This is a genomic window from Streptomyces cellostaticus (assembly GCF_023630175.1).
Lineage (GTDB): Bacteria > Actinomycetota > Actinomycetes > Streptomycetales > Streptomycetaceae > Streptomyces > Streptomyces cellostaticus_A.
Map to the genome: position 1 here is coordinate 103,425 of NZ_JALLIN010000003.1, position 20,010 is coordinate 123,434.

Annotated in this window: 15 protein-coding genes; 8 read left to right on the forward strand and 7 right to left on the reverse strand. The window is 73.2% G+C overall.

The window, feature by feature from the left end:
* Nucleotides 1–11 precede the first annotated feature (11 nt).
* The 5 genes from MXD57_RS02825 to MXD57_RS02840 form a co-directional block, all read right to left on the reverse strand.
* Nucleotides 12–6,365 (reverse strand): non-ribosomal peptide synthetase, encoded by a 6,354-nt coding sequence (locus tag MXD57_RS02825; protein WP_308290642.1) that lies wholly within the window; start codon nucleotides 6,363–6,365, stop codon nucleotides 12–14.
* Nucleotides 6,366–6,367: 2 nt separating this feature from the next.
* Nucleotides 6,368–7,267 (reverse strand): condensation domain-containing protein, encoded by a 900-nt coding sequence (locus MXD57_RS31725; RefSeq protein WP_308290643.1) that lies wholly within the window; start codon nucleotides 7,265–7,267, stop codon nucleotides 6,368–6,370.
* Nucleotides 7,264–8,526, reverse strand: coding sequence for a cytochrome P450 family protein (locus MXD57_RS02830; RefSeq protein WP_250399643.1), 1,263 nt, complete (start codon nucleotides 8,524–8,526; stop codon nucleotides 7,264–7,266). Before MXD57_RS02830 ends, MXD57_RS31725 begins: the two co-directional genes overlap by 4 nt.
* Before the next feature lie 85 nt (nucleotides 8,527–8,611).
* Nucleotides 8,612–9,436 carry a methyltransferase domain-containing protein gene (locus tag MXD57_RS02835; protein WP_250399644.1) on the reverse strand — a complete coding sequence of 275 codons (825 nt, stop codon included), beginning with the start codon at nucleotides 9,434–9,436 and terminating at the stop codon, nucleotides 8,612–8,614.
* A gap of 354 nt (nucleotides 9,437–9,790) precedes the next feature.
* Nucleotides 9,791–10,342 carry an EF-hand domain-containing protein gene (locus tag MXD57_RS02840; protein WP_250399645.1) on the reverse strand — a complete coding sequence of 184 codons (552 nt, stop codon included), beginning with the start codon at nucleotides 10,340–10,342 and terminating at the stop codon, nucleotides 9,791–9,793.
* Between the two features lie 344 nt (nucleotides 10,343–10,686).
* Between MXD57_RS02840 and MXD57_RS02845 the strand changes: the two genes are divergently transcribed.
* The gene (locus tag MXD57_RS02845) at nucleotides 10,687–11,559 is read left to right on the forward strand and encodes an SDR family oxidoreductase (protein ID WP_250399646.1); all 873 of its coding nucleotides are present in this window, start codon (nucleotides 10,687–10,689) and stop codon (nucleotides 11,557–11,559) included.
* Between the two features lie 216 nt (nucleotides 11,560–11,775).
* Here the strand turns inward: MXD57_RS02845 and MXD57_RS02850 are convergent, their stop codons facing one another.
* The gene (locus tag MXD57_RS02850) at nucleotides 11,776–13,416 is read right to left on the reverse strand and encodes an FAD-dependent oxidoreductase (protein WP_250399647.1); all 1,641 of its coding nucleotides are present in this window, start codon (nucleotides 13,414–13,416) and stop codon (nucleotides 11,776–11,778) included.
* A 200-nt stretch (nucleotides 13,417–13,616) separates the two neighbouring features.
* Between MXD57_RS02850 and MXD57_RS02855 the strand changes: the two genes are divergently transcribed.
* From MXD57_RS02855 to MXD57_RS02885, 7 genes are all read left to right on the forward strand, one after another.
* On the forward strand, nucleotides 13,617–14,699 hold the full coding sequence (locus tag MXD57_RS02855) for a SchA/CurD-like domain-containing protein (protein ID WP_250399648.1): 1,083 nt from the start codon (nucleotides 13,617–13,619) through the stop codon (nucleotides 14,697–14,699).
* 89 nt (nucleotides 14,700–14,788) lie between these two features.
* Entirely contained in the window at nucleotides 14,789–15,229 is a 441-nt protein-coding gene (locus MXD57_RS02860; protein WP_250399736.1) for a cupin domain-containing protein, read from the forward strand.
* On the forward strand, nucleotides 15,226–16,485 hold the full coding sequence (locus tag MXD57_RS02865) for a beta-ketoacyl-[acyl-carrier-protein] synthase family protein (protein WP_250399649.1): 1,260 nt from the start codon (nucleotides 15,226–15,228) through the stop codon (nucleotides 16,483–16,485). Before MXD57_RS02860 ends, MXD57_RS02865 begins: the two co-directional genes overlap by 4 nt.
* A 7-nt stretch (nucleotides 16,486–16,492) precedes the next feature.
* Nucleotides 16,493–17,737, forward strand: a complete 1,245-nt coding sequence (locus MXD57_RS02870; RefSeq protein ID WP_250399650.1) for a ketosynthase chain-length factor — start codon at nucleotides 16,493–16,495, stop codon at nucleotides 17,735–17,737.
* A gap of 21 nt (nucleotides 17,738–17,758) precedes the next feature.
* Nucleotides 17,759–18,013, forward strand: a complete 255-nt coding sequence (locus MXD57_RS02875; protein ID WP_250399651.1) for an acyl carrier protein — start codon at nucleotides 17,759–17,761, stop codon at nucleotides 18,011–18,013.
* Between the two features lies 1 nt (nucleotide 18,014).
* Nucleotides 18,015–18,494 carry an SRPBCC family protein gene (locus MXD57_RS02880; protein ID WP_250399652.1) on the forward strand — a complete coding sequence of 160 codons (480 nt, stop codon included), beginning with the start codon at nucleotides 18,015–18,017 and terminating at the stop codon, nucleotides 18,492–18,494.
* A 20-nt stretch (nucleotides 18,495–18,514) separates the two neighbouring features.
* Nucleotides 18,515–18,838: a TcmI family type II polyketide cyclase gene (locus MXD57_RS02885; RefSeq protein WP_250399653.1), complete on the forward strand. Its 324-nt coding sequence runs from the start codon at nucleotides 18,515–18,517 to the stop codon at nucleotides 18,836–18,838.
* 88 nt (nucleotides 18,839–18,926) lie between these two features.
* On the opposite strand, the gene MXD57_RS02890 is transcribed toward MXD57_RS02885, so the two are convergent.
* Nucleotides 18,927–19,955, reverse strand: coding sequence for a methyltransferase (locus MXD57_RS02890; RefSeq protein ID WP_250399654.1), 1,029 nt, complete (start codon nucleotides 19,953–19,955; stop codon nucleotides 18,927–18,929).
* Between the last annotated feature and the right edge of the window lie 55 nt (nucleotides 19,956–20,010).

Consider the following 20,010-nt stretch of genomic DNA (forward strand, 5'->3'; position numbering starts at 1 on the left):
ATGGCATGGCGTCAGACCGTCCCGTGGTCTCGGTCGGATGCGTCGATCAACTCGGCGAGCGTGCCGGCCAGATGTGCCACGTGCGGCTCTTCCATCATCGTCAGGTGGTCCCCGGGGACCCGGACCGTCCGGATCCGTCCGCCGGTCACGGCGCTCCAGCCGTTGCAGGGGTCCTGGTGGCGGGTGCGGGCGGCGCCGTGCATGGCGGACAGCACGGCGGGCAGTGGCTCGGCGGCCCGGATCAGTGTGAGGTCCTGGTCCTCGCGCGGGGGCCGGTAGGCCAGCGTCGCCTGCCAGTTCGCCCGGTAGACGTCGAACAGGCGGCGGACGACGCCCCCGGAGCTGCCGGCCGGCAGGATGCCCCGCTCGCCCGCGACCCGCGCCATGGACGCGAACCTCTCCTCCGGCGAGCCGGGCCCGCCCGGGACGGCCGGGGCGGGTGCCGTGCCGCCGTCGCGCGGCCAGAGCAGCTCGTGGAAGAACCACTCCAGCATGGCCTCGTCGTCGTGCGGGGAGCGCGGCCCCTGATCCAGGGCGGTGGTGTCCACCACCAGCAGGGTCACCCGCTCGCCCGCCGCCCGCAGCCGGCGGGCGATCTCGAAGGCGACGAAGCCGCCGAAGGACCATCCGCCGACGGTGTACGGGCCGTGCGGGCGCACCGTCCGCAGCGCGGCGAGGTAGCTCTCCGCGAGCTCCTCCACCGTGCGCAGCGGGGCGGTGCCGGGGTCCGCCCCGGCGGCCTGGAACGCGTACAGCGGCCGGCCGGCCGGGAAGTGGCGGGCGAACGCGACGTAGCACAGCACGGTGCCGCCCATCGGGTGGACCATGAACAGCGGCGGGCGGGTGCCCTGGAGGCGGAGCGGCACCACGAGGTCGAACGAGGCCTTCGCCCCGCCGTCGCGCAGCCGCGCCGCGAGCCCGGCGGGGGTGGGGGACGCGACGAACTCGGCCAGGGGGAGCTGCGTTTGGTAGAGCTGTTCGATCCGGACCACCAGCCGCATCGCGGTCAGGGAGGTGCCGCCGAGGTCGAAGAGGCTGTCGTGCGTCCCCACCGTGTCCAGCCCCAGGGCGTCCGCCATCATCTCGGCGAGCGTCCGCTCGTACGCGTCGCGCGGACCGGTGTCGGGAACGCGGCCGGGGGCGGCCAGCGGGGTGCGGCGCAGTGCGGCGTCGTCGCGTTTGCCACTGGGCGTCAGCGGCCACCGGGGGACCCATTGCAGGTGCGAGGGGACCATGTGGGCGGGCAGGACGGCGCGCAACCGCTCGCGGACGCCGGCCAGGTCCTCGTCCGTGCCGTCGCCGAGGAGGAAGGCGGCGAGGAAGGTCTCGCCGTCCGCCCGTTCGCGGGCCACGACCGCGGCGTCGCGCAGGCCGGGACAGCCGTGCTCCAGGCCGGTGACGGCCAGCTCCACCTCGGCGGGCTCCACGCGGAAGCCCCGCACCTTCACCTGCGCGTCGTCGCGTCCGAGGAAGACGACGTCGCCGCCCGGGAGCACCATGCCGACGTCGCCCGTGTAGTAGAGCCGGTGCTCCGCGTCCGCGAAGGGGTGCGGGAGGAAGCGCTCCTTCGTCAGGTCCGGCCGGCCCTCGTAGCCGTCGGCCAGGAAGTTGCCGCCGAGGTGGATGTCGCCCCGCGCCCCGATCGGCACCGGGCGCATCCGCTTGTCCAGGACGTGCACCTCGGCCCCGTCGACCGCGCGGCCGATCGGCGGCAGCGCGGGGAAGGCCGCGGGGTCCCCGGTCATGGTGAACGCGGTGACCACGTGCGTCTCGGTGGGGCCGTACTGGTTCTCCAGGACGGCCCCCGGGAGTCGGGCGCAGAACGCGCGGATCTCCGGGGTGACGCGCAGCTGCTCGCCGCAGGTGATCACCGACCGCAGGGCCGGCGGTGTGACGCCCGACATGCCGGCGGTTTCCGCGAGCTGCTGCAGGGCCACCGGGGGGAGGAAGACCTGCTCGACGCGCTCGCGGTCCAGCAGGCGCAGCAGCGCGGGCATGTCCCGCCGCTGCGCGTCGCCGGCCAGGCACAGGGCGCCGCCGGAGCACAGGGTGGAGAAGATCTCCTGGAAGGAGATGTCGAAGCTCAGCGGCGCGAACTGGAGCGTGACGCCGCCCGGGACGGCGCTGGGCGCCGCCGTCTGCCAGGCCACCAGGGCGGCCAGGGTGCGGTGCGGCATGACGACGCCCTTGGGGGTCCCGGTGGACCCCGAGGTGAACAGGACGTACGCGGTGTCCCCGCCGTCCGGTCCGCCCCGCGCCGGTCCGTCCGCACCGCCCCGCGCCGGACGCACGGGTGCGGGCGCGGCCACCGATTCGGCGGACAGCAGCAGCGCAGGGTCGCCGGCGAGGTGGGCGTACGCGGCCTCGGCCACGACGCGGAAGGGCCGGGCCTGCTCCACCATGGCGGCCAGCCGGGCGGGCGGGTAGCCGACGTCCATGGGGACGACCGCGCATCCGGCGCGCATGACGCCCAGGAGCACCGCCATGGTGAGCGGGGACCGGTTCATGGCGACCCCGATCCGGGCGTTCGCCGGTGCGCCGAGCGCGTACAGCCGTCCGGCCACGTTCTCCGCGGCCTCGGCCAGCCGGGCGTAGCTCCACCGTTCCCCGCCCGCCACCACGGCGGTCGCGTCCGGGGTGCGGGCCGCCTGCTCGGCGAAGCGGGAGACGACCGTGGGGTGCTCCGCCGGAGGGGCGAGGACGGGGCGGGGGGCGAGGAAGCCGAAGTCCGGCCGTCCGTCCGGCTCGTCCACCAGACGGTGCAGGACGCGTCGGTATCCGTCCGCGTAGAGGTCGCCCTGCTCGGCCGGGAAGGTCTCTCCGTCGCAGTCGATCCGCAGCCACGTGCCGGTGCCGTCCGGTTCGGTGATCGCGTTCACCAGCAGGCGGAAGTCGTTCTCCTCCCAGGTGCGGAACCCGGTGAGGCGCAGGCCGGGCAGGTCGAGCACGCGGGAGAGCTGGCGGAAGTGCACGTAGTTGAAGGCGGTGTCCAGCACCGGGGCGCCGTGGTCCTCCTGGACGGCGCTGAGCGGGTAGTGGCGGTGGGGGTGGTCCTGCTGCTCCTGGCGGAAGCTCGCGCGCGCCACGTCCAGCCAGCAGCCCCGCGCGGTGTCCAGGCGTACGGGCACGGTGTTCAGGAAGAGTCCGGCGGTTCGCTCCGCGCCGGCCGTCCCGGGCCGGCCGTGGGTGATCAGACCCGTGACGACGTCACGGGTGCCGGCGAGCGCCGCCAGCGTCAGAGCGTGCGCCGCGAAGAGCACGGACTTGACGGGCAGGGCGTGCTCGGCCGCGAGGCTGCGCACCCGCTCGACGAGACCGGCGGGCAGGTCGACCCGCCGGGAGGCCGGGTGGTGTCCGGTGCCGGGCAGGTGCGGCGAGAACGACTCGACCGGCGGGGGCTCGCAGCCGGCCAGCTTCTCGCGCCAGTACCGCCGGGACTCCGGCGAACGCAGGGCGGCCCGCTCCCACCGCACGTGGGCCGCCGGTGAGGGGGGCGGCGCTCCGTCCACGGGACCGGTGTCCAGGCCGAGGCCGTGGGCGTAGTCCTGGAGCAGTTCCTGGAGCAGGGTGGCGACGCTGCCGCCGTCGAGGAGCGCGTGGTGGAAGCTGAGCACCAGGTCGACCGCGGCGGGGCGCACGTGGGCGCGGAGCAGGTACAGCGGCGGCCGGTCGAACGCGTAGGGGTGACGACGGCGTTCCTCGACGTGCACGGCCACCGCGGCCTCGGCCGCCGCTCCGTCCAGTGGACGCAGGTCGGCGATCTCCAGGCCGCCGCGCACCCGGGGCAGGACGACCTGCAGGGGTTCGGCGCCCTTCAGGTCGAAGGCCGACCGCAGCGCCGGGTGCCGTGCCACCAGCCGGTCGAAGGCGCGGCGGAACCCCTCCTCGTCCCACGGCATCTCCAGGGTGTACCGGAAGACGTCCCGGTACCGGGCCGAGGACTCGTGCCTGCGGCTGTGGTAGAGCAGGCTGAGCTGGAGCCGGGTCAGCGGATGGGCGTCCTCGGCGTCCCTTAGCCGGGCCCGGTCCACGTCGGCCACGAGGGCGAACGGAGCCGGGCCGGCGTCGGCGCCGGACGCGTCGCACTCCTCGGCGTACGGGGCGAGGCCCGCCACCGTCGGGTTCCGCAGGATGTCGGTGAGCGAGACGCGCAGGCCCCGGGCCTCCGCCTCGGCGCGCACCCTGAGCATGGTGATCGAGTCGCCGCCGAGGGCGAAGTAGTCGTCGTGCACCCCCACCGCGTCGTGGCCCAGGACGCGGGCCCAGACCTCGGCGAGGGCCGCCTCGGTGCGGTTGCGCGGCTGCCCGCCCCCGGCGGGCCCGGGGACGGCCCCGGCGGTGTCGTCCGGCGGGGGGAGGGCGCGGCGGTCGGCCTTGCCGTTGGGGGACAGCGGGATCGCGTCGATCCGGGTGAAGGACGCCGGGACCATGAACGCCGGCAGCGCCTGCGCGAGCCGCTCGCGCAGCAGCGCCGTGCCGATCGCGGCTTCGGCGACGTAGTAGCCCGCCAGGACGGTTCCCCGGTCGGCGGTGGCACGTCCCACCACGACGGCGTCCCGCACCCCGGGGACCGCGCGCAGGGCGGCCGCCACCTCGCCGGGCTCGACGCGCTGTCCCCGGATCTTGACCTGGTCGTCGATCCGTCCGAGGTACTCCAGGGTGCCGTCGGCGAGCCACCGGGCCAGGTCACCGCTGCGGTAGAGGCGACCGCCCGGCACGAACGGGTCGTCGCCGAACCTCTCGGCGGTCAGCTCGGGGCGGTCGAGGTACCCCCGGGCGACGCCGACTCCGCCGATGCACAGCTCGCCGGCGACGCCGACGGGTTGCGGCAGGTCGTCGGCGCCCAGCACGTACAGCCCGGTGTTGTCGATCGGCCGGCCGATGGGGACCCGGGTGACGCCGAGGGCGGGGTCGGTCGGGCAGTCGTAGGACGAGACGTCGACCGTCGCCTCGGTCGGGCCGTACAGGTTCACGAGCCGCGCCGGCCGCTCGGCGCCGCTCTCGCGGCGGCACCGGTCGGCGAGGCGGTTGAACCGCTCGACCTGCGTCCCGGGCAGGGCCTCGCCGCTGCAGTGGACGTACCGCAGCGACGCGATGCCCCGGCGGGCCGCCGCGGACTCCTCCAGCAGGTCGAGGAACGGGCCGAGCATGGAGGGGACGAAGTGCACCGCGGTGACCCGGTGCTCGCGGATCGCCCGGAGCACCTCGCGCGGGTCGCGCTGGCCGCCGGGCGGCAGCAGGGCCGCGGTCGCGCCCTCGACGGCCCACCAGAACAGCTCCCACACGGAGACGTCGAAGGAGACCGGCGTCTTCTGCAGGAGCACGTCCCCTTCTCCGAGCGGGTACCGGCGCTGCATCCACGCGAGGCGGTTGACCACGCTGTGGTGCTCGACCATGACCCCCTTGGGCCGTCCGGTGGAGCCGGAGGTGTAGATGACGTAGGCGAGGTTCCGGGAGGTGGCGACCGGCCGGACCGGGGCTCCGCCGCCGGTCAGCAGGTCGTCGATCGGCCGGGCCGGCACGTGCGGGGGGAGGCCGGCGGGCTCGCCGTCGGCACGCGACGGGCGGTCGGCGGGCTCGCCGTCGACGATCACCAGCCTGGCGCGGCTGTCGCGCAGCAGGAAGTCCACCCGCTCGGCCGGGTGATCGGGGTCCACGGGCACGTAGGCGCCGCCCGCCTTCAGGATGCCGAGCAGCGCGACCGGCAGCCCCGGCCCCCGCTCCATCATCACCGCGACGCGGTCGTCCGGGCCGACCCCCTCAGCCCGCAGCGCGCGGGCGACGCGGTCGGCCCGCTCGTCGAGCTCGGCGTAGGTCAGCGTTCCGCCGGACGCCGTGACGACGGCGGTCCGTTCCGGGTGGGCGGCGGCCCGGGCCTCGAACAGCCCGTGCAGGGTGGCCCGGTCCGCGTAGGGCACCCGGGGGCCGTGCGCGCGTCCGGCGGTGAGGTCCCGGTGCTCGGCCGGCGTCAGCATGGGGACGTCGCGCAGCGGCCGGTCCAGCAGGTCCGCCCCGTGCTCCAGGAGCGTCCTGAGGTGGCCGGCCACGGCGGTGACGGGGAGGTCCCCGTCGAAGACGTCACGGGCGTGGTCCAGGTCGACGCGCACGTCGGACGTGTCGTCGAAGGCGGAGACCAGGACGCTCAGTGCCGCCTGGTCGTGCGAGGGGGCCATCAGGGCGCTGCGCCGGGCGACCCCCGGGACGTCCGGGCGGGACCAGTTCACGCAGGAGAGCGTCACGTCGAAGAGCTGCCGTGGGCCCCCGGCCGCCGAGGACGCCTCGCGCAGGACCTCGCCGAGCGGGAGCCGCTCGTGGCGCCGCAGCCGGCGGGTCGTGTCCCGGACCTCGGCGAGGAGGTCCCGCACCGTCAGCTCCCCGGGGCGGCGACCCGCAGCGGAAGGGTGTTGGCGAACTGACCGAGGACGTCCCTGTGCCGCTTCGTCGGACGGTTGAGGAAGGGGATGCCGAGCACCGCTTCCCCGCTCCGGTGCAGTCGCGTCAGATACACGCCGAGCATGGCCGCGACGTAGGTGGAGGGCCAGTGGCCCGCGGCGCGGACGCGATCGAGGAGGGCGCCGTCGACGACGAAGGAGTGGCGCCCCCGTTCGCGCGGCCCGTCGCCCGTCGCACGGGTGAACAGCGCGGGTGCCGCGCCCGCGAGGTACTCGCGGTAGAAGGCGCGGTCGCGGTCGCCCTCGGGCCCCGCGAGGTAGGCGGTGTCGTCCTCGACGAACGCCAGGTAGGAGGGGGCTTCCCCGTCGGTCTTCCGCCGGTCGCCCTCCGGGGCGCGGGCGTACTCCCGCAGGATCTCGTGGCCCAGCCGGTCGAGGGTCCAGCCGTCGGCGACGATGTGGTGCGCCTTGACGTGCAGGTGCGTGACGTCCGCGCTCTCCCGGAGGACCGTGGCCTCGACCAGGGAACCACCGTCCAGCGGCAGGGCGGCCGCCAGCGACGCGCGCATCCACTCGACGCGAGCGGTGTCGGGGTCGGGCGCGTCCGAGAGGTCGACCACGGCGACCGGGACCGCCTCGGGCGCCACCCGCTGGAAGGGGACGCCGGCGCTGTCGGCGAACCGCAGCCGGAACGTCTCGTGGCGGTGCAGCACGCGCTCCGCGCAGGCGGCGAGCCTGCGGTGGTCGACGCCGCCGTGCAGGCGCTCGTGGAGCACGCAGTTGAACTGCGGTGATTCCGGCGTTCGGGTTCCGATGGACCAGACGTCCCGCTGGTACGACGTCAACCGGTGCGGTGATGCGGGGTGGGTGCTCAACTGTGGGGGTTTCCTTCGAGCCGTACCGGGATCTCCCGGTGGCCGTTGAAGATGAGGGAGGGCAGGGGGGACAGGCGGTCGGGACCGACGGCGAGTCCGAGGTCCGGGAACCGGGAGAAGAGCGCGGAAAGCGCGATGCGGCCCTCCAGCCGGGCGAGTTCGGCTCCCAGGCAGTGGGTGGGGCCGTGGCTGAAGGCCAGGTGCTCGCGGACGGTGGGCCGGGTGACGTCGAAGAGGTCGGCCCCCGGACCGTGCACCCCGGGATCCCGGCCGATCGCGGCGTAGTTGATGACGAGGGCGTCGCCCCGCTCGAACGTCAGCCCCGTCGCTTCGTCGTGGAGGTCCTCGGTGGGGAAGCGCATCATGAAGTTGGCCACCGGGGCCTGGTGGCGCAGCGTCTCCTCCACGACCCGGTCCCAGCCGACCCGGCCCGACACGGCCAGGTCCCGCTGCTCCGGGTGGGTGAGCAGGTTGACCACGGCGTGGTCGAGCAGGTTCGCCGTGGTCCCGTAACCGGCGCCGAGGACCATCCAGATGTTGTCGGCCACCTCCCGCTCGTCGAGCAGGCCCCCGCGGTGCGCGTCGACCAGCGCGGTGGCGATGTCGTCGCCGGGCCGCTCGGACTTGAGCACGATCAGGTCCGCGAGGAGCCGCGCGGCCTCCGCCTCGGTGTCGCTCGCCTGCTCCGCGCTCAGGTCGGTGGTGAAGACCATGTCGTTGACGGCCTGGAAGGCGTCGTGCATGGATTCCGGCAGCCCGACCATCATGGTGACCGTCCGCCAGGGCAGCCGGGTGGCGAACCGGCTGCGCAGGTCCACGACCCCGTCGGGGGCGAGGGCCGCCTCCCGCGCGAGGTCGTCCAGGAGTCCGGCGGTGGTCTCCTCGATCCACGGGGCGAGCACCCGCACGCGGCGGGCGCCGAACGCGGGCACCAGGGGCTGGCGCAGCCGGGTGTGGTCGGGCCCGTGGGCGGTCTGGACGGTACGGATGTCGACCCAGATCCGCAGGGGCCAGTCGGCGGGGAGGCCGCCGTCGACGAAAGCGGGCCAGTGCTGGTGGGCGTCCTTGGAGATCCTGGGGTGGACCAGCAGTCGCCGGACGAGGCCCGGGTCGGTCACCGACCACGCCGGCACACCGCCGGGCAGTTCGACCCGGGCGGCCGGCCCCAGCGCGCGCAGCGCCCCGGCCTCGCCGTGGATGTCCGCGGCGCTGCCGTCCAGGCGGTAGGGGCAGCGGTCGCGGGAGGGCGGGGAGGGCATGGCTGAGGACCTCGGCGGCGGTAGTCGGTGCTCGGTGGCGGACGGTGGTGGCGGGTGCTCGGTGACGACCGGCGGTACTCGGCGCTCAGCGGCGGACGGCGGTCAGGAGCCCGTAGCGGAGCTGGGGGACCTCGAAGAAGAACCAGTGGCCCAGGTCGGCCGCCGTCGACCACTCGCGCGACGTCTCGCCGCCGGAGTTGTCCGCGGCGTCCCGCCAGCCGCTGATCATGCTGCCGTAGCAGCGCCGGACGTTCTCGGTGATGTCGGTGTGGTCCACCACCTCCAGACCGGCCTCCCGCAGCAGCTTCCCGTACATGTCGGTGGTGAGCGAGAACTTGAAGTACGCGTATGCGTCGGCCATGCGGGCCGCGTCCGGCCCGGTCGGCTCGCCCGCGAGGCTGTGCTCGGCGATGACCAGCCGTCCGCCGGGGCGCAGGACCCGCGCGACGTGCCCGAGGGCCGCCTGCTTGTCCTTCATGTGCATCAGGGACTCGATGGCGTACGCGCCGTCGAAGGTGCCGTCCTCGAAGGGGTTCTCCATGGCGTCGGCCAGCCGGAACGTGGCCCGTCCGGGAAGGGCCGGGGACAGGGGACGGTTGTTGGCCAGGTCCACCTGGTAGTCGCTGACGCTGATGCCGGTGATCTGCACGGCGTGGTGGGCGACGATGCGCGCCGCGGTGCTGCCGTGGCCGCAGCCCACGTCGAGCAGGTGCTGGCCCTCGGCGGGAGCGAGGCGTTCGGTGACGAGGTCCGTCAGCCGGTCGGTCGCCTCCCGCATGGAGCTGTCGTCCGCGTCGTCCTCCCAGTAGCCGACGTGGATGTTGCCGCCGAGGGCATGGTCGTACACGTCCGTGTGGCGGTCGTAGAAGGTCCCCACGTCGCCGGACGTATGACGGTTCTGCGTCAGCATGAGGAGGCCTTTCACCATGGGTCGAGCCACGCGCCGTGGCTGGGGAGGGGCCCGGACGGCCTGTGCGACCGGTCCTCCGGGGAGCGTGTCGATGGTGCCAAGCGCGCCGGTCGGAACGGGTTGCACGACCGCGCTTTCACCGTTTCGGGGGCACGGGTCTCACCTGTCCGGCGCAGCGGCGGGCGGAGCCGTGGGGGCCGCCTCAGGTCGGAGGAGGGCGCCGGCGGTACCGGCGCACGCTCCCGCCGGGCACGCCCGTCGCCCCCCGAACGGGTGGGTGCGAGGCCGTGCCCGGCGGAGCGGGTGCGGTGGGAGCGGTCACGCCGCCGGCCCGTACGGACCGGCCGGATCCGCTCAGACGCGCCCGAAGAACAGGCTGCCCGGCGCCTCCGGGTCGTTCGACAGGAAGTGCTCGCGGATGGCGCGGATGAACTCGTGGCGCGAGATCGCGCCGTCGCCGTCGGTGTCCAGCTTCGTGAACATGTCCATGGCGTCGGGGGCTTCGCTCTTCCACACGTCCCGCAGGAAGCGCGCGAACTCGTCCTTGCTGATCTCGTTGTCGCCGTCGACGTCGATGACGTCGAAGATCGCGTGGCCGCCGCCCTCGGTGACGTTGAGGCGGCTGGTGTCGATGACTGCGAGGCGGTTGGCCATGACGAACTGGTCCTTCGTCAGCCGGTCGCCGTCCACGCCCGCGTGGCGCAGCAGCTCCAGCCAGTAGATCTGGCAGAAGGTCTGCAGCGCCCTGGCCCGGCGGTCGCTCTTGTCCAGGCCGTACGCCTGGATGTAGCGGTCGGCGAGCTTCTGGTAGTCCGTCCAGTCCAGGTAGCCGTCGTTGTTGGCGTCCATGGTGTCGAAGGTGCGCTCGAGCTTGGCGGTGATCAGGTCCTGCGTTGCGGCGGTCACGTGTCCTCCTTGGTGGCGAAGGGGGGTACACGAGCACCTTTGCGCGAGGTACATCCCGCACAAAAGTACTCATCCTCGCCTTTCACTCCTTCGGTCCAGAGGGGCCACCCGTAGGAGTGCGTTCGGTACGCACCGCCGCACATACTGAAGTCCCGCCCACGGAAGCGGACCGCCGCGCAGGTTCGTCCGACGCCGTCGGCTCCGAGGCGCGAGGACGTCGACCGCGCCACCGATGCCACGACGGCGAGGGGGCCGAGCGCCCCGCCGGCCGATCCGCGGGGCGCCGTCCTGTCCGCCTCCAAGCCCTCAACCGGAGTGAACACGTGTCGAAATCGTCGGGGCCGATGCCGCCCGCAGGCCGGGCCGTACTGATCACCGGGGCCTCCTCGGGCCTGGGGGAATCCTGCGCGCTCCACATGTCCAGGGTCGGCTTCCACGTCCTCGCCGGGGTCCGCCGTCCCGAGGACGGGGAACGGCTGCGCGCGGCGGCGGCCGGCCGGCTGACCCCGGTGATCGTCGACGTGACGGACGAGAAGTCGGTCCGGGCGGCCGTGGACGAGGTGACCGGGCTCCTCGGCGGGACCGGGCTGTGGGGACTGGTCAACAACGCGGGCATCGCGGTCACGGCTCCGCTGGAGTGCGTACCCATGGAGCAGATGCGCCGGCAGCTCGACATCAACGTGATCGGCCAGGTGCAGATGGTCCAGGGCTTCCTGCCGCTGCTGCGGGCCGGCACCGGCCGGATCGTCAACGTCTCCTCGGGCCTCGGGAACGTCGCCCTCCCCTACCTCGGCGCCTACGCCGCCTCCCAGTTCGCCAAGGAGGCCCTCAGCGACGCGCTCCGCCGCGAGCTGGCCCCGCAGGGCGTCCCCGTCGTGGTGATTCAGCCGGGTGCCGTCCTGACCCCTCTCTGGTCCAAGATGTCCGACACGGGCAACCGGGCGCTGGAGGGGGCGTCCGAGCCGGTCCGGGAGCTCTACCGCAGTTCGTTCCTCGGCTTCATGGAAGCCAACGAGACCTCGGCCCGCAGCAGCCGCACGACCGTCGACGACGTCGCCCGGGTGGTCTTCCGCGCGCTTGTCGCCGAGCGGCCCAGGACGCGGTACACCGTCGGCCGCGACGCGGCCGGCAGCCGGGTCCTCTCCAGGCTGCTGCCCGACCGGGCCCTGGACCGGGTCTTCGGCGGAACCTCGGCCCTGAAGAACCTCAGGAACTGAACTGCCCCGCCACCGCCGGTCCACGACAGGGATCGGACGTACCGCCGCACCCGGCTGACCGGGCCGGACAGTATCCCGAAGCGGTACGCGGCGCTGCCCGGCGGCACGGTTTCGACACCACGCGCGGAGCGAAGGCCGTCCGTTCGCGTCCGGCAGGGAAATCCACCCGGCAGGGCCGCCCGCACGCGTGCGGGCGGCCCTGCCCGCCGTCCCGGGTCAGCCGGTGCGCAGCAGCGCCCGGAGCACCTCGCGCAGCACGCCCTCCGGGTCCGGTACGGCGCTCGTCGCGCGCCAGGCCACGAAGCCGTCCGGGCGGACGAGGACCGCGCCGTCGGCGGTGACGCCGTGCAGCTCGGCCCAGTCGGCGGCGTCGTCCTCGTAGGTCAGGTCGGCGTCCGCGCCGGGGCCGATGCGGTAGGCGTCCAGGCGTACGCCGTCCGTCTCGGCGATCCTGCGGGCCGCCGTGTGCCAGCCCGCGTCGTCCGGGGCGTCGCTGAGGAGGACGAACGAGCGCTCGTAGAGGTCGAGGGTGGACAGCCGGCGGCCGGCGCGGCGCAGCCAGAGGTGCGGGGCGCGGGTGCCGGGCCGGCCGGTGAGGTCGAGGGCGTCGGCGACGATCGGCCGGTCGGGATCGGCGCCGAGGACGGCGCCGTGGGGGTAGTGGTAGCCGAGGACGACGTTGAGGACGCCGCCGCGCTTGCCGGCGCCGACGCCGGGGGCGGGGGCGAAGCCCGGGTGGCTGTGCTCGACGGAGCGGGCCGAGGCGCGGGCGCTGGTGGAGATCGCGACCGGGCGGCGCTCGCTGTCGTAGGTGGCGAGCAGGGCGGGGTCGGCCCAGCCGTCGAGGACGGCGGCGAGTTTCCAGGCGAGGTTGTGGGCGTCCTGGATGCCGGTGTTGGAGCCGAAGGCGCCGGTGGGTGACATCTCGTGGGCGGAGTCGCCGGCGAGGAAGACGCGGCCGCGGGAGTAGCGGTCGGCCACTCGTTCGGCGGCGCGCCAGGACGCCTTTCCGGTGATCTCGACGTCGAGGCCGGATACGCCGACCGCCCGGCGGATGTGGTCCTGCAGACGTTCCTCGGTGAACTCCTCGAGGGTCTCGCCGTGCTCGGGGTGCCAGGGGGCGTGGAAGACCCAGTTCTCCTTGTTGTCGACGGGGAGCAGGGCGCCGTCGGCCTCGGGGTCGGTGAGGTAGCAGCAGATGAAGCGGCGGTCGCCGACGGTGTCGGCCAGCCGGGTGGAGCGGAAGGTGACACTGACGTTGGCGAAGAGCTCGCCGGGGCCGCTCTGGCCGATGCCGAGGGCGCCGCGGACGGGGCTGCGGGGTCCGTCGGCCGCGACGAGGTAGTCCGCCCGCACGGTGTAGCGCTCCTCGGTGCCGCGGTCGAGGATCACGGCCGTCACCCCGTCGGCGTCCTGTTCGAAGGACTCCATCTGGTGGAAGTAGCGCAGGTCGCCGCCGAGTTCGCGGGCGCTGTCGACGAGGACGGGCTCGAGGTCGTTCTGGCTGCACAGGCACCAGCCGGTGGGGCTGAACCTGGCGAGTCCGCCACCCGGGTCGATGTGCTTGAAGAGCCACTCGCCCGCGTCACCCACGAGGGTGGGCGTCTGCAGGATGCCGTGGTTGTCGGCGAGGAGTGAGGCCGCCGCCTTGATGGCCGGTTCGATGCCGGCCACCCGCAGGAGCTCCATGGTGCGGACGTTGTTGCCCCGTCCGCGCGGGTGGATGGAGGTGCCCGAGTGACGCTCGACGAGCATGTGCCGGACACCGAGGCGGCCCAGGAAGACGGACGTGGACAGGCCCACCAGGGAGCCGCCCACGATGAGGACGGGGACCCGGTGGTCGGCTTTCTGATGCATCGAAGCCTCCAGAGGCAAGGGGGGCGGGAGTGGGAGGGGCCTGTGTGTGTTCTTGCCCGGTGGCGGTGGCTCCGCGTGCCCAATCACCCACGTGGTTCATACGAGTCGCGGGCGTGAGGGGTCCGGCACAGGATCAAGGAACGCTGCCGCCGCTTCAGTCGCGCGGCATCGACTCTGCCCCGCGAAGGAGATGTGTACGGATGACCACGACGTCTGAACGTCCTTCAGCAACGCCGGCCCGTGAGGTGTCGAAGCGTGTCTCGCAGTCCGTCTTCGACGGCTCGCGGCTCCGGGTGGTGCTGCTGGTCGACGTCAATGACGGAGCGCAGCAGCAGTTCCTGGAGGCCTACGAGCAGCTCTGCAACCAGGTCGCCTCGGTGCCGGGCCATGTGAGCGACCAGCTCTGCCAGTCCATCGAGAACCCGTCCCAGTGGCTCATCACGAGCGAGTGGGAGAGTGCGCCGCCGTTCCTCACCTGGGTGAACAGCGAGGAACACGTGCGGATGGTGGAGCCGCTGCACAGCTGCGTGCGTGACACCCGGTCGCTGCGGTTCCACGTGGTGCGCGAGACCGGTGGCGCGTCGCAGGCCGAGCCGGGACAGCGCCGGCTGCAGGCGCACCCGCGCATCGGTGACGGGGTGATCCGGCACGCGCTGACCTTCACCGTGAAGCCCGGCAGCGAGGAGAAGGTCGCGAAGATCCTCTCGGACTACGCCTCGCCCGAGGCCCGGGTGGACGACACCACGCGGCTGTGCCGGACCTCGCTGTTCATGCACGGCAACCGGGTGGTGCGGGCCATCGAGGTGCGGGGCGACCTGCTCGCGGCGCTGCGGCACGTGGCCCGGCAGCCCGAGGTGCGGGCCGTGGAGCAGGCGATCAACCCGTATCTGGAGCAGGACCGGGATCTCGACGACCAGGAGTCGGCCCGGATGTTCTTCACCCGTGCGGCGCTGCCGGCCGTGCACCACGTGAGCGCGGGCGGCCACCAGGAAGGTGTGCGCCAGGCCCTGTACTACGCGGCCCGGCCGGGCCGGGGGATGCGGCTGGCGGAGCTGCTCGCGCAGGCCGACTCGCAGTCCGCGGACGACCCGGCGAGCCCGGTGCTGCGCAGCACGGTGTTCCAGCGTGACGACGTCGTGGTGCGGCTGGTCGACGTGCAGCCCGAGCAGGGTGCCGAGGCGATGCCGCTGCCGGCGCGGGTGGCCGCCGAGGTGCGTGAGCTGCTGGACGCCGAGGCCGCGCGCATGGACCTGATCACCGACCGCCGTTCGCCCGGAGCCTGATCCGGCGCGGCGGCTCCTTCCAGCACCCAGCGCCGTTCGCGGCACAGACACCGGAGGAAACGTTGTCCATCAAACCCCGTCCGAAAATCGTGGACCTCAGCGAGATCGAGCCCAACGTCCGGCGCGGTGGCGACCTGCGCGCCATGCTCACCCCCGCCACGGTCGGTTCCACCAGCGGCTTCATGGGCGTGGCCATCGTGCAGCCCGGTGACCGCATCGGTGAGCACTACCACCCGTACTCCGAGGAGTTCGTCTACGTCCTCTGCGGCCAGCTCGAGGTGGACCTGGACAACGAGCCGCACCCGCTGCGGCCCGAGCAGGGCCTGATGATCCCGGCACACATGCGGCACCGGTTCCGCAACGTCGGGAACGTCGAGGCGCGGATCGTCTTCCACCTGGGTCCGCTCGCGCCGCGTCCGCAGCTCGGGCACGTCGACACCGAGGAGACGGAGATCATCGGGGCCGCGGCGGTCGTCACGGAGCCGGCCGCCGCGGGTGCCGCCCACGACCGAGGTCAGGTCCGGTCATGACCCGGCGCGTGGCGGTCACTGGCATAGGCATCGTGGCTCCGGGCGGCATCGGCGTACCGGCTTTCTGGGATCTGCTCGCCAACGGCCGGACCGCGACGCGAGGCATCACCTTCTTCGACCCCTCGGGGCTGCGGTCGCGCATAGCGGCCGAGTGCGACTTCGACCCGGTGGCGCACGGCCTGGACGAGGAGCAGGCCGCGCGGGGGGACCGGTACATCCAGTTCGCCCTGGTCGCCGGGCAGGAGGCGGTCCGGGACTCGGGTCTCGACCTGTCCGCGGAGAACCCGTGGCGCGTCGGTGTCTCGGTGGGCACCGCGGTCGGCGGCACCACCCGGCTGGAGCACGACTACGTCCTGGTCAGCCACCGCGGTGAGCGCTGGGACGTCGACCACCGGGAGGCGGAGCCGCATCTGCACCGGGCGTTCTCGCCGAGCACGGTCGCCTCCGCGGTGGCGGAACGGTTCGGTGCCCAGGGACCGGTGCAGACCGTCTCCACCGGCTGCACCTCGGGGCTGGACGCCGTCGGATACGCCTTCCACACGGTCGAGGAGGGCCGGGCCGACATCTGCATAGCCGGCGCGTCGGACTCGCCGATCTCCCCGATCACCATGGCCTGCTTCGACGCGATCAAGGCCACCTCCCCTAACAACGACGATCCCGCGCACGCCTCCAGGCCCTTCGACAACAACCGTGACGGGTTCGTCATGGGCGAAGGCGGCGCGGTGCTCGTCCTGGAGGAGCTGGAGCACGCCCGGGCCCGCGGCGCGCACGTCTACTGCGAGCTGGGCGGCTACGCCACCTTCGGCAACGCCTACCACATGACCGGCCTGACCAGCGAGGGACTGGAGATGGCCCGGGCGATCGACATGGCCCTCGGCCACGCCCGGCTGGACCCCACGGCGATCGACTACGTCAACGCCCACGGCTCCGGGACCCGGCAGAACGACCGCCACGAGACGGCGGCCGTCAAGCGGGCGCTCGGCCACCACGCCTACGACACCCCCATGAGCTCCATCAAGTCGATGGTGGGGCACTCCCTCGGGGCGATCGGGGCGATCGAGGTGGTCGCGTGCGTGCTGGCACTCGCCCGGCAGGTCGTACCCCCGACCGCGAACTACGAGATCCCCGACCCCGAGTGCGACCTGGACTACGTCCCGCGTGTCGCCCGAGACCGGAAGCTGAGCAGCGTCCTGTCCGTGGGCAGCGGGTTCGGCGGCTTCCAGTCCGCGGTGGTCCTGACCCGTTCCAGGGAGTGAGGACACGATGAGTGCTCCGCATGAACGCCGCGCGGCCGTCACCGGCATCGGGGTGGTCGCGCCCAACGGAACCAGCACCGACACGTTCTGGAAGGCCACCCAGGAGGGCCTCAGCGTCCTCGACCGGGTCACCCGCGAGGGCTGTGAGCACCTTCCGCTGAAGGTGGCCGGCGAGGTCCGCGGCTTCGAACCGGCGGGGACCATCGACGAGCGGTTCCTCGTCCAGACCGACCGGTTCACCCACTTCGCCCTGGCCGCCGCCGACTTCGCGCTGGAGGACGCCCGGCTGGGCCAGGCCGACACCTCCGGGGAGCCGTACTCCATCGGGGTGGTCACCGCGGCCGGTTCCGGCGGTGGTGAGTTCGGCCAGCGCGAGCTTCAGCAGCTGTGGGGCAAGGGCAGCCGGTTCGTCGGCCCGTACCAGTCCATCGCCTGGTTCTACGCCGCGAGCACCGGCCAGATCTCCATCCGCCGGAAGTTCAAGGGGCCCTGCTCGGTCGTCGCCTCCGACGAGGCGGGCGGTCTGGACGCCCTCGCACACGCCGCCCGCGCGGTGCGGCGCGGCACCGACGTGATCGTGGCCGGCTCCACCGAGGCGCCGCTCGCGCCGTACTCGGTGGTCTGCCAGCTCGGTTACGAGGAACTGAGCACCGGCACCGACCCGTCCCGCGCCTACCGCCCGTTCACCGACACGGCCTGCGGCTTCGTGCCGGCGGAGGGCGGCGCCATGCTCGTGGTGGAGGCGGAGACGTCGGCCCGCGAGCGCGGGGCGGACGTGCGGGCGTACGTGGCGGGCCACGCGGCGACCTTCACCGGCGCCTCCCGGTGGGACCGCTCCCGGGAGGGTCTGGCGCAGGCCATCGGGCAGGCGCTGGACGAGGCGGGCTGCGCCCCCGAGGAGGTCGACGTCGTCTTCGCCGACGCCCTCGGGGTGCCGGAGGCGGACCGGGCCGAGGCCCTCGCGCTCGCCGACGCCCTCGGCGCGCACGGCACCCGGGTACCGGTCACCGCTCCGAAGACCGGCATCGGCCGGGGCTACTGCGCGGCTCCGGTACTGGACACCGCGGCGGCGGTGCTCGCGATGGAGCACGGCCTCATCCCGCCCACCCCCAACGTCGCCGACGTCTGCCACGACCTCGATCTCGTGACCGGCCGCGCCCGCGTCGCCGAGCTGCGTACGGCGCTGGTGCTCAGCCGCGGACTCATGGGGTCGAACTCGGCGCTCGTGCTCCGGCACAGCGCCGGACAGTGAGGACAGCAAAGGAGGAGAGCAATGCCTCAGATCACCGTGGAAGAACTCGCCGCGCTGATGAAGAAGGCTGCCGGGGTCACCGTCAGCCCGCAGCAGCTCCAGGACACGCCGGACACCGGCTTCGACGTCCTCGGCGTCGACTCGCTCGGCCTGCTCGGCATCGTCGGCGAGCTGGAGAACACCCACGGCACCCCGATGCCGGTCGACGCGGAGCGCTGCAAGACGCCCCAGCAGTTCCTCAACCTCGTCAACAGCACTCTGATGGCAGGAGCCTGAGATGGCAGGACACACACAGAACGAGATCACCATCGCCGCGCCGCTCGACCTGGTCTGGGACATGACCAACGACCTGGAGAAGTGGCCGCAGCTCTTCAGCGAGTACGCGTCCGTCGAGATCCTCGCCCAGGAGGGGATGAGGACGACGTTCCGGCTGACCATGCACCCGGACGAGAACGGCACCGTCTGGAGCTGGGTGTCCGAGCGTGAGCCCGACCGCAGGGCCCGCACCGTGAAGGCACGCCGGGTCGAGACCGGCCCGTTCGCCCACATGGACATCCTCTGGCAGTACGAGGAGGTCCCGGCGGGCACCCGGATGGTCTGGACGCAGGACTTCGCGATGAAGCCGGACGCCCCGGTCGACGACGACTGGATGACCGACAACATCAACAGGAACTCCAAGGTCCAGATGGCCCTCATCCGGGAGAAGATCGAGAAGGCGGCCGCCGGACGGCGTCCCTCGCCGGCCCTGGCCGACTAGCCGGAGGAAGGACCGAGCCCATGCACCAGGCACTGATCGTCGCGCGCATGGCCCCCGGCTCCGCCCCGGACATCGCCAAGGTGTTCGAGGAGTCCGACCGGGGAGAGCTGCCCCGCCTCGTCGGAGTGGTGCGGCGCAGCCTCTTCCAGTTCGGCGACGTGTACATGCACCTCGTCGAGTCCGAGCGCGACCCGGGACCGGCCATCGCCAAGGTGACCGGCCATCCCGAGTTCCGTGACATCAGCGAGCGCCTGACGGCGTACGTCAGCGCGTACGACCCGGAGACCTGGCGGTCCCCCAAGGACGCGATGGCGCAGCGCTTCTACGTCTGGGAGCGCGACTGAGCCGTACGGCACCCCCGGACGGCCACCGGCCGCCGGGCCCGCAGCGTCGCGGGCCCGGCGGCCGGTGGCCTGTGTCGTCACGTCCGCGTCACGCCGGCACGTGGCAGTCGAACGCGTGCAGGTACGGGTTGACCGGACGGATGTCGCCCACCTTCAGGCCCGCCGAGGTCAGCCGGCTCACCATGGAGTCCGTGGTGTGCTTGGCCCCGCCGACGTTGAGGAGCAGCAGCAGGTCCATGGCGGTGCTGAAACGCATCGAGGGGGTGTCGTCCACCAGGTTCTCGATGACGACGACCCGGGTGCCCGGGCCGCCCGCCTCGACGACGTTGCGCAGCGTGCGCGAGGTGCTCTCGTCGTCCCACTCCAGGATGTTCTTGATGACGTAGACGTCGGCCTGGACCGGGATCGCGTCCCGGACGTCACCGGGCACGATCCGCGCGCGGTCGGCGAGGTCGCCGCCCTCGCGCAGCCGCGGCAGGGCGTTCCCCACGACCCGGGGCAGGTCGAGCAGGGTGCCGCGCATCGCCGGGTACTTGTCGAGCAGGCAGGCCACCACGTGCCCCTGGCCGCCGCCGACGTCCGCGACCGACTTGGCCCCCGACAGGTCGAGCAGGGCCGCGACCTCGCGCGCGGACTGCTCGCTGGAGCGGGTCATGGCGCGGTTGAAGACGTCCGCGGACTCCGGGGCGTCCTCGTTGAGATAGGTGAAGAACTCCTTGCCGTACAGGCCCTCCACGACGTTGTCGCCGGTGCGCACGGCCTCGTCCAGCCTGGGCCAGGCGTCCCAGGTCCACGGTTCGGTGCACCACAGGGCGATGGCGCGCAGGCTGTTGGGGTCGTCCTCGCGCAGCAGCCGGGACATGCCGGTGTGCGCGAAGGTGCCGTCCGGCCGTTCGGTGAACACGTCGTAGCAGGACAGCGCCCGCAGCAGCCGGCGCAGCGGCTTCGGTTCGGTCTTGACCGCCACGGCGAGGTCCTCGGCGGTCATCGGGGTGTCGTCGAGGGCGTCGGCGACACCCAGTCGGGCGGCGGCCCGGACGGCGGCGGCACAGGCCGCGCCGAACACGAGTTCGCGCAGCCGCATGGGAGGCGGTGGTGCTGTTTCAGCGGAGGTCATCTGCCGCCCTCTCTCTTTCCTTGGCCTGCGTCGGTCCAGCAGTGGCAGCGCCCGT

Excerpts from the sequence above, each read along its gene's own strand:
- MXD57_RS02845 (WP_250399646.1), top strand. The coding sequence starts at position 10,687 with ATGCCGCCCGCAGGCCGGGCCGTACTGATCACCGGGGCCTCCTCGGGC.
- MXD57_RS02885 (WP_250399653.1), top strand. The coding sequence starts at position 18,515 with ATGCACCAGGCACTGATCGTCGCGCGCATGGCCCCCGGCTCCGCCCCG.
- MXD57_RS02850 (WP_250399647.1), bottom strand. The coding sequence starts at position 13,416 with ATGCATCAGAAAGCCGACCACCGGGTCCCCGTCCTCATCGTGGGCGGC.
- MXD57_RS02875 (WP_250399651.1), top strand. The coding sequence starts at position 17,759 with ATGCCTCAGATCACCGTGGAAGAACTCGCCGCGCTGATGAAGAAGGCT.
- MXD57_RS02880 (WP_250399652.1), top strand. The coding sequence starts at position 18,015 with ATGGCAGGACACACACAGAACGAGATCACCATCGCCGCGCCGCTCGAC.
- MXD57_RS02855 (WP_250399648.1), top strand. The coding sequence starts at position 13,617 with ATGACCACGACGTCTGAACGTCCTTCAGCAACGCCGGCCCGTGAGGTG.
- MXD57_RS02835 (WP_250399644.1), bottom strand. The coding sequence starts at position 9,436 with ATGCTGACGCAGAACCGTCATACGTCCGGCGACGTGGGGACCTTCTAC.
- MXD57_RS02865 (WP_250399649.1), top strand. The coding sequence starts at position 15,226 with ATGACCCGGCGCGTGGCGGTCACTGGCATAGGCATCGTGGCTCCGGGC.
- MXD57_RS02830 (WP_250399643.1), bottom strand. The coding sequence starts at position 8,526 with ATGCCCTCCCCGCCCTCCCGCGACCGCTGCCCCTACCGCCTGGACGGC.
- MXD57_RS02870 (WP_250399650.1), top strand. The coding sequence starts at position 16,493 with ATGAGTGCTCCGCATGAACGCCGCGCGGCCGTCACCGGCATCGGGGTG.
- MXD57_RS02890 (WP_250399654.1), bottom strand. The coding sequence starts at position 19,955 with ATGACCTCCGCTGAAACAGCACCACCGCCTCCCATGCGGCTGCGCGAA.